We start from the raw sequence: 12,272 nt of genomic DNA on the forward strand, positions 1-12,272 counted from the left end.
AAACTTTGAAAGTGCTGTCAAATAATATTGTGTAAAATCACACAAACTTTTTTGATGAAATACTATCTGCATTTTAATGATAAAAAAACCGCCTGAGTGGCGGTTTTCATTAAAGTGTTGGTAAAATACATGTGCCCTCAGGGCTATAAAAGTCTTTTTGCTTAAGTGTGAGCATTCCTGTTTTCCTATTGCGGCGGAAAAGACTGATATTATCGCTATCTTGGTGCGCCACGATAATAAAATCTTCTGTGCTATTGAAATTGAAGTCTCGAGGTGTTTCACCTTCAGTTTTTACAATATCTTCTAGAGTTATTTTTGTTCCTAAGGGGCTAACACTGTAGATGGCGATCGAATTATGACCGCGGTTTGAAGCATAGAGAAAAGCACCATCGGAAGAAAGACGGAGAGCAGCTGCGCTCTTTGTGCCTTCAAAATCTACGGGGAGAGTACTAATTGTTTCAAGTGCAGCAAAGCGTCCTTTTTCTTCATTGTAGCTAAGGACAGTTACAGTAGAAGAAAACTCACCAATAGCGTAAGCGATTTTACCATTAGGATGGAAAGTGAGATGACGTACCCCAGTACCTGCAGGCATACGGTAGAGACTTACGAGAGAAAGCTTGCCCTCTTCGCCAACCACATCGTAAACTGTAATCTCATCTGTACCCAAATCACATGTAACCAACCGTCCGTCGGGGGTAAGATCTGCATAATGGACATGTGGGCGTTCTTGTCCAGGGTTGATCTTTGAACCATCACCTTCATGCTTTACAGTATCTGTTAAGGCAAGTGAACCATCTTTTTGAATTTTATAGACTCGGATTTCCCCTAAGTGATAATTTGCTCCGTAAACAAAGCCACGCTTATTATCGACAGCCACATAGCAAAGCGGTGCGCCAACGCTAGTAACATAATTGAGGAGCTCAGTCTTCCCTCTCTTATAGCTGAGTGCAGCGATACCGCCACCGTTTTCATCTGCGGCACAAGTGTAAAGATGTTGTTTTGTTTTATCCAAGGCAAAATAAGTTGCATTTTGAATATGAGCAACTTCTGTTAGATTAGAAAGTTCTTCCTTTGATATATCTAAGTCAAAACTGTAAATCCCCTTTGATTCACGCTTAGTGTAACCACCAACTAGAATTTTTTCACGCATATCTTGGCTCCTTTAACATTTAATATTCGTATAATTATTTTATCATAAATGAGCGTTTTCAGGAAACTAAATCTCTCGCAATTTGCGAAAGTAGAGAAGCCAATAAAATGATGCAACAAGCTCTTGCAATAAGGGGATGTTTAGTGTATAATAGTAGTGTTGTCTATGGGCAATAATTTCACATTTTGACTTGACGGTGTCGTAGTGCACACGTTGTAGCGGCATTGGCTGACAGTCGAAAGAGGAAAAAACTATTTTAAAAGGAGACATTAATATGTCAGTTATTTCAATGAAACAACTTCTTGAAGCTGGTGTTCACTTCGGTTACCAAACTCGTCGTTGGAACCCAAAAATGAAACCATACATCTTCACAGAACGTAATGGTATCCACGTTATCGACCTCCAAAAAACAGTTAAACTTGTTGATGATGCTTACAACTATGTACGTAACGCTTCATCTGAAGGTGCTGTAGTACTTTTTGTTGGTACTAAAAAACAAGCTTCAGAAGCTGTTAAAGAAGAAGCACTTCGTGCTGGTCAATACTATGTAAACCACCGTTGGCTTGGTGGTATGCTCACTAACTGGAACACTATCCAAAAACGTGTGGCACGCCTTAAATCAATCAACAAAATGGAAGAAGACGGAACTTTCGAAGTTTTACCTAAGAAAGAAGTTGTACTTTTGAACAAAGAACGCGAACGTCTTGAAAAATTCATCGGTGGTATCGCTGACATGCCTCGCATCCCAGATGTGATGTACGTTGTTGACCCACACAATGAACAAATCGCTATCCAAGAAGCTCAAAAATTGGGAATTCCAGTTGTAGCTATGGTTGATACAAACGCTGACCCAGATCCAATCGACGTTATTATCCCAGCAAACGATGATGCTATCCGTGCAGTTAAATTGATTACTGCTAAAATGGCTGACGCTATCATCGAAGGTCGTCAAGGCGAAGATTCAGTAGAAGCTGAACTTGCGGTTAAAGATACTGCTGCTTCAGAAGAATCACTTGAAGAACTTGCTGAAATCGTTGAAGGCAAATAATTTGTAATGAATAATACAGGCGAGGCCCTACGCCTCCCTGTTTTTTTATAAAATATAATAATAGGAGAATTATACAATGGCAGTAACAGCAGCTCAAGTAAAAGAATTGCGTGAAAAAACTGGTGCAGGTATCATGGATGCTAAACGTGCACTCGTTGAAACTGATGGAAATATGGAAGCAGCCGCTGAGCTCCTTCGTGAAAAAGGTATTGCGAAAGCTGAGAAAAAAGCTGACCGTATCGCCGCTGAAGGTTTGACAGGTATCGCCGTAAGTGGTAATACTGCAGCACTTATCGAATTGAACTCAGAAACAGACTTCGTTGCTAAAAATGAACAATTCGTTGCTATCGTTAAAGAAACAGCTGAACTTATTGCAGAGAAAAAACCTGCAACTAATGAAGAAGCTTTGGCTTTGACAACTGCAGAAGGTATCAGCCTTGAAGATTCTTACACACAAGCTACAGCAACAATTGGTGAAAAAATTTCATTCCGTCGTTTCCAACTTATCGAAAAAACAGATGATCAAACTTTTGGTGTTTACCAACACAATCAAGGCCGTATTGGTGTAGTTACAGTTGTTGAAGGTGGAGATGCTGAGCTTGCGAAAGCTGTTGCGATGCATATCGCTGCAATGAACCCAACTGTTCTTTCTTACAAAGAATTGGATGCTGAGTTTGTTCATGATGAGTTAGCAAAATTGAACCACACAATCGATGAAGATAACGAAAGCCGTAAATTGGTAAACAAACCAATGCTTCCACACCTTGCATATGGCTCACGTAGCCAATTGACTGAAGAAGTTCTTGCAAATGCTGAAGCCGAAATGAAGGAAGAACTTTTGGCTGAAGGTAAACCTGAAGCAATCTTGGGTAAAATCATCCCAGGTAAAGTTGCGAAATTCATCATCGATAACACTAAAGTCGACCAAGCTTATACACTTCTTGGTCAACTCTATGTTATGGATGACAGTAAAACAGTAGAAGCTTTCCTTGAGTCTAAAGGTGCTAAAGTTGTAGCATTTACACGTTACGAAGTTGGTGAAGGTATCGAGAAAGCAGAAAACAACTTCGCGGCAGAAGTTGCTGAAGCAGCAGGTCTTGCTTAATTATAAAAAAAACAGTTCATTAGAGCTGTTTTTTTATGACTATTTGTGTGAAGGGCTTCTTTTTCATGGTTTTAAACTTATAGTGTATGTAATCTAAAAAATGTAGAAAAGTGATGTAAAATCAAATATAATGTGCTATAATAAAGAGTGAAACTTTGTATTTAAAAATAAGTTTAAATAAAAAGATAAAATTACCTAAAGTTTTGGAGAGAAGATGTCAAGTACAATAATTATTCTTTTGGGCGTTCTCATAGTGATTGTCGTTGGATTCTATGTATTTTCAATGGTAATGCGTAAGAAAACAGAAAATCGTATTCTTGAGTTGGAAGAGCGCAAAGAGCTGCTTTTTGATTTACCTGTGCAAGAAGAATTAGATGCCGTCAAGAAGATGCATCTCGTTGGACAGTCACAGACCATTTTCCGTGAGTGGAACCAAAAATGGATTGATTTGTCATCAGATTCATTTGCTGATTTAGAAAACCATATTTTTGAAGCTGAGCAATTGAATGACTCCTTCCATTTTTTCCGTGCCCGTGAGTCTGCCGATGATAGCGAAGCACAAATCGAAGTCATGGAATCTGAAGTCGAAGCGATTCGTGCAGGTGTTGCAGAGTTGGTCGAACAGGAAAAACGCAATTCAACAAAAATTCAAGAATCTCTTGATCTTTATGAAACGCTCCGTGATGAAATCACTGACAACCAAGAAAAATATGGTACAGTTATTGACGAAATTAACCGTCACTTGGCAAATATAGAAACGGAATTTTCACAGTTTGTTACGCTTAACTCAACAGGGGATCCGATTGAGGCAGCAGAGGTGTTGGAAACTGCGGAAGAACATACGATTGCTTTGCGTGCGATTACGGAACAAATCCCAGACTTGCTTGTTGTTGTCGATAAGGAATTGCCGAAACAAATCGAAGAGTTAGAAGAAACAGTTCATAAGTTCGAAGAAGAGGATTACGTACTTCCTGCAAGTGTTAATCTTGAGAATGAAATGAAAGCCATCCAAGATGATTTGGAAGAAGCTAAAGCCCTTCTTGACAGTTTTGAACTTGAAGCAACGGAAGCCCGTATTTCTTCAATTAATGATCGTATTAATGGTATTTATGATATTTTTGAGCGTGAATATAAAGCACGCCGTAGTGTAGAAAAACGCGTCAATATTCTCCGAAGCTATATTGAACACACACGTGCAAACAACAAAAATCTCTTGTTAGAAATCGACCATACGATGCAGTCATATTTGCTTTCCGACAATGAAAAAGCAGCTGTACGTAGCTACTCTGAACACCTTGATATCCTCGAAGGAGAAGTTGACAGTGTACTTGAAGCGGTTAAAGAAAAACAAAAACCTTACTCTGCCTTAGGTGGAAATGTAAATTCAATCATTGAAGCTTTGGAAGATATCGAAAAAAATCAAATCAGCATTAGTGAAGGACTTGCTAACTTACGTGAGCAAGAAAAAGTTGCACAAGAAGCTGCTGATCGCTTTGACTCAGAGCTACGCATCATCAAGCGTTATGTGGAAAAACGTAACCTTCCAGGTTTACCGAAAGATTATTTAGATCTCTTCTTTGCGACAAGTGAGCGATTAGAAGCCCTCTTTAAAGAATTAGGTAAAGTACGTATTAATATTGATGTAGTGAATCATCAACTTGACACATCTACTCAAGATATGGAAGCCTTGAAGGATGCAACAGATGATTTAGTAGATCATGCCGTTCTGGCTGAACAGTTGATGCAATATGCTAATCGTTATAAAGCAAGTGATGAACGTATTGCTGGAGCCATCGCTCGAAGCTTACAACTCTTTGATCGTGCGCGCAATTATGATGGCGCCTTTAACGAAATTTCAAACGCTTTAGAGATGGTTGAGCCAGGAGCAGCAGAACGTATTGCGAACGTATATAATAATCACAAAGAAAAACCAGATTATCGTTAATAAAAAAGCGTAAGGGAACTTACGTTTTTTTATTTTATATCATTTTGAAATGGCCTTTCCTAATAAGCTTAAGTCTCGAATAAAAGGACAAATGGTTATTGTATGAAATATGTTATAATAGGCCTATGACTGAAACTGAAAATATTATGGAAGAATTGCATTGCATTGGCTGTGGTGCATTGATTCAAACAGAAGATAAAAATGCTTTAGGTTTCCTGCCTGCAGGAGCGCTAGCGAAAAGAGGAGAAGATGACGCGTTGTACTGTCAACGTTGCTTCCGCCTCCGCCATTATAATGAAATCGCTGATGTCAGTTTGACAGACGATGATTTTTTACGCCTTTTGAGTGAAATCGGTGAGCATGATGCCTTAATCGTGAATGTTGTTGACATCTTTGATTTTAATGGCTCTCTAATTCCAAGTTTGCACCGTTTCACAGGAAACAATGATCTTCTCTTGGTAGCCAACAAGAAAGATATTTTGCCACATTCTTTGAAAGTTGGTAAAATGAGCGCTTGGCTCAAGGAGCAATCAAAGAAAGCGGGTCTTCGTCCCCTTGATGTTCTTGTCACCTCAGCTAAAAATCAAGATGATGTTCGAGAACTCATGGAAAAAATTGAGAAGATGCGCAAAGGCCGTGATGTCTACGTAGTTGGTGTAACAAATGTGGGTAAATCTACATTAATCAATGCTATTATCAAACTTGTCACAGGGGATGACAATGTGATTACCACTAGTCGTTTTCCAGGAACGACTTTAGATAAGATTGAGATTCCTCTTGATGATGATAGCTTGCTTATTGATACACCAGGGATTATTCATCGTGGACAAATGGCACACTATCTTGAAGCAAAAGACCTGAAACTCGTTTCGCCCAAAAAAGAAATCAAGCCTAAAACTTACCAACTTAATGCTGGACAAACATTATTTCTAGGTGGTCTTGCGCGTTTTGATTATATTCAAGGTGAAAAACAAGGACTTACTGTTTTTTGTGACAATGAATTAGATATTCATCGTACAAAATTAGAGGGTGCTACTGAGTTTTATGAAAAACATGCGGGTGGTTTACTTCAACCGCCACGTGCGAAAAATCTTTCGGACTTTCCTAAACTCATCCGTAAAGAATTTTCTGTCAAAGAAAAATCAGACATCGTCTTCTCAGGATTAGGATGGATTCGCGTTGCGGAACGTGGTGTTGTTGCGGCATGGGTACCAGAGGGTGTAGATGTGGTCCTTCGTAAGGCATTGGTATAAGTATGATAAATCTAGAAGAAAAACAAGAGCGTGTTTTACTCGCTGGTGTCGAAACCTTTGAAAACAGCGAAAATTTTGAGAGTTCAATGCTTGAACTTGCTGAATTAACAAGAACAGCAGGTGGTATTGTGATTGACGCTTTTACGCAAAAGCGAGACAAATATGACACTAAGTTTTTGATTGGAACTGGTAAGCTTGAGCAGATGCGTTGGGCGATTGAAGTTGGAGAAATAGACACAGTCATCTTTAATGACCGCTTGACACCACGCCAAAATATCAATCTGGAAGAAGCTTTAGGAGTCAAAGTTATTGATCGAATGCAACTGATTTTGGATATCTTTGCATTACGTGCACGTTCTCATGAAGGGATGCTTCAAGTCGAGCAGGCACAACTTAGCTATTTGTTGCCACGTTTGGTTGGGCAAGGTATCATGCTCAGCCGTCAAGGAGGAGGCATCGGTTCCAAAGGTCCTGGTGAAAGTAAACTTGAAACCGATCGTCGCTATATTCGAACACGTATTGAGAATATTGAAAAACAACTCAAAAAAGTTGAAAAAACACGTGAAACGATTCGAAAAAAACGCAAAGAGAGTTCAATCTTTAAAATCGGATTGATTGGTTATACCAATGCAGGAAAATCAAGTGTGATGAATGCTTTGACTGAAAAAACGCAATATGAAAAAGATGAGCTTTTTGCTACACTGGATGCTACAACAAAGTTGGTGAAAATAAAAGAGGATTTTACAGTCAGTCTCACAGATACCGTTGGTTTTATACAAGATTTGCCGACGGAACTGATTAAGGCATTCAAGTCGACTTTGGAAGAGTCAACCCATGTTGATTTACTGATTCATGTTATTGATGCGAGCAATCCCCATCATGAAGTCCATGAAAAAACAGTCCAAAAACTGATGGCAGAAATGGATATTCAAGGGATTCCTGTATTAAATGTCTATAATAAAATGGATATGGCTAAGGATTTTGTGCCAACTTTGGCACCAGCTGTCCAACTTTCGATTAAGTCAGCTGAAGGTGTCCAATGGTTACGCACAGCAATCTTAGAAAAATTGCATGAGCTCTTTGTCGCCTTTGAGTTGGACTTGCCATATGCGATGGCATATAAACTGCCGGAACTGAAAAAAATAGCCATGGTCAACGATGTTGTCGAAGGTGAAACAGCTTATAAAGTTAAGGGGCTTATTGCCCCTAATATGATGTGGAAGCTGGATAATTATTAGAAAAGAGAAATAAAATGGAATTAACTGGAAAACAAAAGCGTTACTTACGAAGTCTCGCAGTAAATATTCGCCCCATTGTCCAAATCGGAAAATCTGGATTGTCTAACGAAATCCTTACAAGTATTCGCCACGCTGCAGATGCACGTGAATTAATTAAGGTCAATATCTTACAAAATTCAGATGAAACAGCGAAAGATGTCGCAGCGATGATTGACGAAATGGGGCTTAATGTGGTCCAAATTATCGGACGAAATGTTGTAGTATTTAAGGTTAGTGACCGTAAAGAAAATCGTAAAATTTCAGAAGATGTAAAAAAGGTATAAGTTATGTCGCTTGAACTTCTAACACCTTTTACTAAGGTGGATCTACAAGAGGAAAATGCTCGTGTTCGCCGTGCCATCGGCCTTTTTTGGGGAAGTTTCAATCCTGTACACATTGCACATTTAACAATAGCTGATCAAGTGCGTCAGCAGCTGAATTTGGAGCAAGTAGTTTTTCTTCCAGAACATAACACAGACGGGCATGTTACACGTATGCTGGAACTGGCATTGGATGGGAAAGAAGGTCTTGTATTGAATAAATGCCGCTGTCAAGCAAATGAAGGCATATATGAAACAGTAAAAGTCCTCAAGGAGGAATATCCTGATACGGATTTTTACTTTATCATTGGTGGAGACTTAATCAATAGTTTACCAAGCTGGAAAAATATTGAGCAACTTTTAGAATTAGTACAGCTGGTCGGCGTACGTCGCCCACGTTTCCGCGCGGGGACAAGTTATCCTATTTTGTGGGTTGATGTCCCGGGAATGGATATTTCTGGCAATATGATACGTGAACAATTTAGCCGAGGCCTTGTTCCTAATTTCTTGCTAGCACCAAAAGTACTTGCCTATATTAAGAAAGAAGGCCTTTATGTTTGATTTTTATCCAGAAGTAAACTTGTCAAGAGAAGAGCTGCTTGTGAAGATAAAAGCTCAAATGTCTGAAAAACGTTTCCAACATATTTTAGGAGTGGAAAAAGCAGCAATTATACTTGCTGAAAAATACCATGTAAATGCGCATAAAGCGAGTCTTGCTGCTCTTTTACATGATTACGCGAAAGAAATGGCTGATCCTGTTTTTTTAGAATTGATTGACAAGTATAATCTAGGTGATGACTTGAAAAACTGGGGCAATAATATTTGGCATGGTCCAGTGGGCATCTATAAAATGCAAGAAGATTTAGGTTTGAAAGATACCGAAATCCTACATGCAATCGAGGTTCATACTGTAGGAAGTCCTGAGATGTCTGACTTAGCTAAAGTACTTTATGTTGCAGATTATATTGAAGAAGGGCGTGATTTCCCAGGCGTTATCGAAGCGCGAGCTATCGCAGATTGTTCTCTTAATATGGCTGTTGCTTTTGAGACGATGCGCCTTATTGACTATCTGGCAGAGCTTCGCGTTAAGATTTATCCCCAAAGTATCGAAACATATAATGCATTTATAAAATATCTTAAAAAATAATAATAAAATAGAAAATAGGAATAAAATGAATTCAAAACAATTACTCGAAACAGTTGTAAAAGCAGCCGATGATAAAAAAGCATTGGATATTGTAGCTCTTGATGTTGCTGCCGTATCAGGCGTTGCGGACTATTTTGTCGTCCTTGAAGCAATGAATACACGTCAGATTGATGCGATTGTTGATAATGTCGCTGAAGAAGCAGATAAGCTTGGTGTTCAAGCAGCAGGTCATATTGAAGGAGATGCACGTACAGGATGGGTTTTAGTTGACTTAGGTGACGTGATTGTCAATGTTTTTGACCATGATTCACGCTTGCGTTTTAACTTAGAGAAGCTTTGGTCAGATGCACCACTTGTTGATATTAATGAATGGATTTCTGAATAAATGACGGCTTCTTATGAGGAATTTGCTCGGGTCTATGACTCTGTAATGGATGAAGAGCTCTATGACCTGTGGTTTGATTTTAGTCAAAGACATTTCCCAGCAAAAGCCCAAAATATTATGGAACTGGCATGTGGTACAGGGATTCTTTCGATAAGATTTAGTCAAGCGGGTTACGAGGTGACCGGTGTTGATTTGTCAGAGGAAATGTTGACCATTGCGGATAAACGGGCACGTCAGATGGGGGAAAAGATTACTTTTGCTGCAGGAGACATGCGTGAATTGTCGGGAGAAACCACATTTGATGCCGTGACTTGCTATTCGGATTCGCTCTGCTATATGTCGAATGCTTTTGAAGTCCAACGCGTTTTTGATGGCGTTTATAATTCTTTAAATACGGAAGGTGTTTTTATCTTTGATGTCCATTCAACGCATCAAGTGGATTCGGTCTTTCCTGGGTACTCTTATCACGAAAACGACGAAGATTTTGCTTTTCTTTGGGATTCTTTTGTAGGGGATTACCCTCATTCAGTCGTCCATGAATTGACTTTCTTTGTTAAAGATTCCGATGGAAAATTTGTGCGTAAAGATGAAGTACATCAAGAGAGAACCTATCCAATAAAGGAATATTTGACAAGACTTCAAAAATTTTCTAAAGTAGAAGTATATGCTGATTTTGAAGATGAAAAACCTGAAGAAGAAAGCTTACGTTGGTTCTTTGTATGCAAAAAATAATAGGAATAGTTGCTGAGTTCAACCCTTTTCACAATGGACATAAATATTTATTAGATCAGGCAGGCGATGGTATAAAAATCGTTGCCATGTCTGGTAATTTTATGCAGAGGGGGGAACCAGCTCTTTTTGATAAATGGACAAGAGCGGAAATGGCTCTAAAAAATGGTGCAGATATCGTAGTTGAGCTTCCTGTCATGGGAGCTGTCCAAGCTGCTGATTTTTTCGCACAGGCAGCAGTGGATATTCTTGATAAAATGGGGATTGGTGAACTTGTTTTTGGTTCGGAGTCTGCCCATGATTATCAAAAAATCGTGAATCTTTATGAAGAGAAGTCAACCGAAATGGAGAACTTCATTAAAGATTTACCTGATGCATTGAGTTATCCCGAAAAAACTCAGTTGATGTGGCAGAAATTCTCAGGCTTACATTTTGATGGAAATACACCCAACCATGTCCTTGCTCTTGCTTATGCCAAAGCCAGTGCGGGCAAAGATATAAGACTACAAGCCATTCAGCGTAGTAACGATTTTCATTCTCGTAGCTTATCTGGTGATATTGCCTCAGCAACAGCTATCAGAGCAAATATCGACCAACAAGATATTTTTAATTTTGTGCCTGAAAATTTGAAGCAACTCTATCATCAACCCAGAGTTTCTTGGGATAATTATTTCACTTTGCTTAAATATAAGATAATTTCCCAAGATTTGAGCACTATTTTTCAAATGAACCCAGAGTTGGAAAGTCGGATAAATACGGCGGTTAAGAAAGTAACAACTTTTGACGAATTAGTAGAGGAAGTACATACGAAAAGATATACTAGAGCACGTGTGAGAAGGCTTTTAACCTATATTTTATTGGATATTCCACGTGATTTTCAGCTGCCTCAAAATATTCATGTTTTAGGATTTACCAAGCAGGGGCAACTTCATCTAGCTAAAGTTAAGGATAAGCTTGTGACTCGTATTGGAAAACAGTCATGGGATTTACTTACGCAAAAGTCAGATGATATTTATCAATTAGGAAATGATAATTTTAAAGAACAGAACCATGGGCGCAAACCATTGATTTTGTGATATAATATTTAAGAATAAATTGAAAATAGGAGGTGTCCCATGGGACGCAAATGGGCCAATATCGCCGCAAAAAAATCAGCTAAAGACGGAGCTACATCAAAAGTTTATGCAAAATTTGGTGTTGAAATATATGTAGCCGCAAAGCAAGGGGAGCCAGATCCAGAGTCGAATACAGCGCTCAAGTTTGTTATTGAACGTGCGAAACAAGCACAAGTTCCAAAGCATGTTATTGATAAAGCGATTGACAAAGCTAAAGGTGGAGCAGAAGAAGCTTTCGTTTCTGGACGTTATGAAGGATTCGGCCCGAACGGTTCGATGATTATCTGTGAGACGTTGACTTCAAATGTAAACCGTACAATTTCTAATATCCGCACAATTTTCCATAAAAATGGGGGTAATATTGGTGCTGAAGGATCTGTAGGTTATATGTTCGATAATACAGGTGTGATTGTCTTTGCTGGTGATGATGCTGATGAGATTTTTGAATATTTGATAGAACAAGAAATCGATGTACGAGATGTTTCTGCGGAAGAAGGACAAATTATTGTTTATACGGAACCGACAGATTTACACAAAGCAATTGCTGCTCTCAAAGAAAAAGGGATTACAGAATTTACGACAACTGAACTCGAAATGATTGCACAGAGCGAGGTTGAGCTCTCTGGTGAAGATTTGGAAACTTTTGAAGGTTTAGTGGATGCTTTAGAAGACGACGATGATGTTCAAAAAGTTTATCATAACGTAGATATGTAAATAAAAAAATGGTCATTTGGCCATTTTTTTATTTACATATCTATAGTTTTATCTTAATTAACTGTCAATTTCAAAAAAAATAGG

13 protein-coding genes are annotated in these 12,272 nt (G+C 38.7%); 12 read left to right on the top strand and 1 reads right to left on the bottom strand.

Features of this window, described 5'->3' with window-relative positions; all coding sequences use genetic code 11:
• Positions 1 to 109 precede the first annotated feature (109 nt).
• Entirely contained in the window at positions 110 to 1,150 is a 1,041-nt protein-coding gene (locus tag VNN39_RS03990; protein WP_338997906.1) for a lactonase family protein, read from the bottom strand.
• Positions 1,151 to 1,424: 274 nt separating this feature from the next.
• Between VNN39_RS03990 and rpsB the strand changes: the two genes are divergently transcribed.
• The 12 genes from rpsB to VNN39_RS04050 all read left to right on the top strand — a co-directional run bounded on the left by rpsB (position 1,425) and on the right by VNN39_RS04050 (position 12,188).
• Entirely contained in the window at positions 1,425 to 2,198 is a 774-nt protein-coding gene (gene rpsB, locus VNN39_RS03995) for a 30S ribosomal protein S2 (RefSeq protein WP_338997908.1), read from the top strand.
• Between the two features lie 76 nt (positions 2,199 to 2,274).
• Positions 2,275 to 3,303, top strand: coding sequence for a translation elongation factor Ts (gene tsf, locus VNN39_RS04000; RefSeq protein ID WP_017369502.1), 1,029 nt, complete (start codon positions 2,275 to 2,277; stop codon positions 3,301 to 3,303).
• A gap of 214 nt (positions 3,304 to 3,517) precedes the next feature.
• Positions 3,518 to 5,248: a septation ring formation regulator EzrA gene (gene ezrA, locus VNN39_RS04005; RefSeq protein ID WP_017369501.1), complete on the top strand. Its 1,731-nt coding sequence runs from the start codon at positions 3,518 to 3,520 to the stop codon at positions 5,246 to 5,248.
• 146 nt (positions 5,249 to 5,394) lie between these two features.
• Positions 5,395 to 6,501, top strand: coding sequence for a ribosome biogenesis GTPase YqeH (gene yqeH, locus VNN39_RS04010; RefSeq protein WP_165712703.1), 1,107 nt, complete (start codon positions 5,395 to 5,397; stop codon positions 6,499 to 6,501).
• 2 nt (positions 6,502 to 6,503) lie between these two features.
• Complete coding sequence (gene hflX / locus VNN39_RS04015; protein ID WP_270265259.1) at positions 6,504 to 7,739, top strand: GTPase HflX; 1,236 nt, start codon at positions 6,504 to 6,506, stop codon at positions 7,737 to 7,739.
• Positions 7,740 to 7,753: 14 nt separating this feature from the next.
• Positions 7,754 to 8,062 carry a ribosome assembly RNA-binding protein YhbY gene (gene yhbY / locus VNN39_RS04020; protein ID WP_017369498.1) on the top strand — a complete coding sequence of 103 codons (309 nt, stop codon included), beginning with the start codon at positions 7,754 to 7,756 and terminating at the stop codon, positions 8,060 to 8,062.
• Between the two features lie 3 nt (positions 8,063 to 8,065).
• Positions 8,066 to 8,659: a nicotinate-nicotinamide nucleotide adenylyltransferase gene (locus VNN39_RS04025; protein WP_096368966.1), complete on the top strand. Its 594-nt coding sequence runs from the start codon at positions 8,066 to 8,068 to the stop codon at positions 8,657 to 8,659.
• Complete coding sequence (yqeK, locus tag VNN39_RS04030) at positions 8,652 to 9,245, top strand: bis(5'-nucleosyl)-tetraphosphatase (symmetrical) YqeK (RefSeq protein WP_096368967.1); 594 nt, start codon at positions 8,652 to 8,654, stop codon at positions 9,243 to 9,245. Before VNN39_RS04025 ends, yqeK begins: the two co-directional genes overlap by 8 nt.
• 25 nt (positions 9,246 to 9,270) lie before the next feature.
• The gene (gene rsfS, locus VNN39_RS04035) at positions 9,271 to 9,630 is read left to right on the top strand and encodes a ribosome silencing factor (RefSeq protein WP_003133173.1); all 360 of its coding nucleotides are present in this window, start codon (positions 9,271 to 9,273) and stop codon (positions 9,628 to 9,630) included.
• Positions 9,631 to 10,362, top strand: a complete 732-nt coding sequence (locus VNN39_RS04040; protein ID WP_165712622.1) for a class I SAM-dependent DNA methyltransferase — start codon at positions 9,631 to 9,633, stop codon at positions 10,360 to 10,362.
• Positions 10,350 to 11,435, top strand: a complete 1,086-nt coding sequence (locus tag VNN39_RS04045; RefSeq protein ID WP_338997913.1) for a nucleotidyltransferase — start codon at positions 10,350 to 10,352, stop codon at positions 11,433 to 11,435. The genes VNN39_RS04040 and VNN39_RS04045 overlap by 13 nt, the downstream gene beginning before the upstream one ends.
• Positions 11,436 to 11,474: 39 nt before the next feature.
• Complete coding sequence (locus VNN39_RS04050; protein ID WP_017369493.1) at positions 11,475 to 12,188, top strand: YebC/PmpR family DNA-binding transcriptional regulator; 714 nt, start codon at positions 11,475 to 11,477, stop codon at positions 12,186 to 12,188.
• Positions 12,189 to 12,272: the final 84 nt, after the last annotated feature.

It is taken from the genome of Lactococcus formosensis, from assembly GCF_037892375.1.
GTDB lineage: Bacteria > Bacillota > Bacilli > Lactobacillales > Streptococcaceae > Lactococcus > Lactococcus formosensis.

Excerpts from the sequence above, each read along its gene's own strand:
- yhbY (WP_017369498.1), top strand. The coding sequence starts at position 7,754 with ATGGAATTAACTGGAAAACAAAAGCGTTACTTACGAAGTCTCGCAGTA.
- rpsB (WP_338997908.1), top strand. The coding sequence starts at position 1,425 with ATGTCAGTTATTTCAATGAAACAACTTCTTGAAGCTGGTGTTCACTTC.
- tsf (WP_017369502.1), top strand. The coding sequence starts at position 2,275 with ATGGCAGTAACAGCAGCTCAAGTAAAAGAATTGCGTGAAAAAACTGGT.
- VNN39_RS04025 (WP_096368966.1), top strand. The coding sequence starts at position 8,066 with ATGTCGCTTGAACTTCTAACACCTTTTACTAAGGTGGATCTACAAGAG.
- VNN39_RS04040 (WP_165712622.1), top strand. The coding sequence starts at position 9,631 with ATGACGGCTTCTTATGAGGAATTTGCTCGGGTCTATGACTCTGTAATG.
- ezrA (WP_017369501.1), top strand. The coding sequence starts at position 3,518 with ATGTCAAGTACAATAATTATTCTTTTGGGCGTTCTCATAGTGATTGTC.
- VNN39_RS04050 (WP_017369493.1), top strand. The coding sequence starts at position 11,475 with ATGGGACGCAAATGGGCCAATATCGCCGCAAAAAAATCAGCTAAAGAC.
- rsfS (WP_003133173.1), top strand. The coding sequence starts at position 9,271 with ATGAATTCAAAACAATTACTCGAAACAGTTGTAAAAGCAGCCGATGAT.
- yqeH (WP_165712703.1), top strand. The coding sequence starts at position 5,395 with ATGGAAGAATTGCATTGCATTGGCTGTGGTGCATTGATTCAAACAGAA.
- VNN39_RS03990 (WP_338997906.1), bottom strand. The coding sequence starts at position 1,150 with ATGCGTGAAAAAATTCTAGTTGGTGGTTACACTAAGCGTGAATCAAAG.
- hflX (WP_270265259.1), top strand. The coding sequence starts at position 6,504 with ATGATAAATCTAGAAGAAAAACAAGAGCGTGTTTTACTCGCTGGTGTC.
- yqeK (WP_096368967.1), top strand. The coding sequence starts at position 8,652 with ATGTTTGATTTTTATCCAGAAGTAAACTTGTCAAGAGAAGAGCTGCTT.
- VNN39_RS04045 (WP_338997913.1), top strand. The coding sequence starts at position 10,350 with ATGCAAAAAATAATAGGAATAGTTGCTGAGTTCAACCCTTTTCACAAT.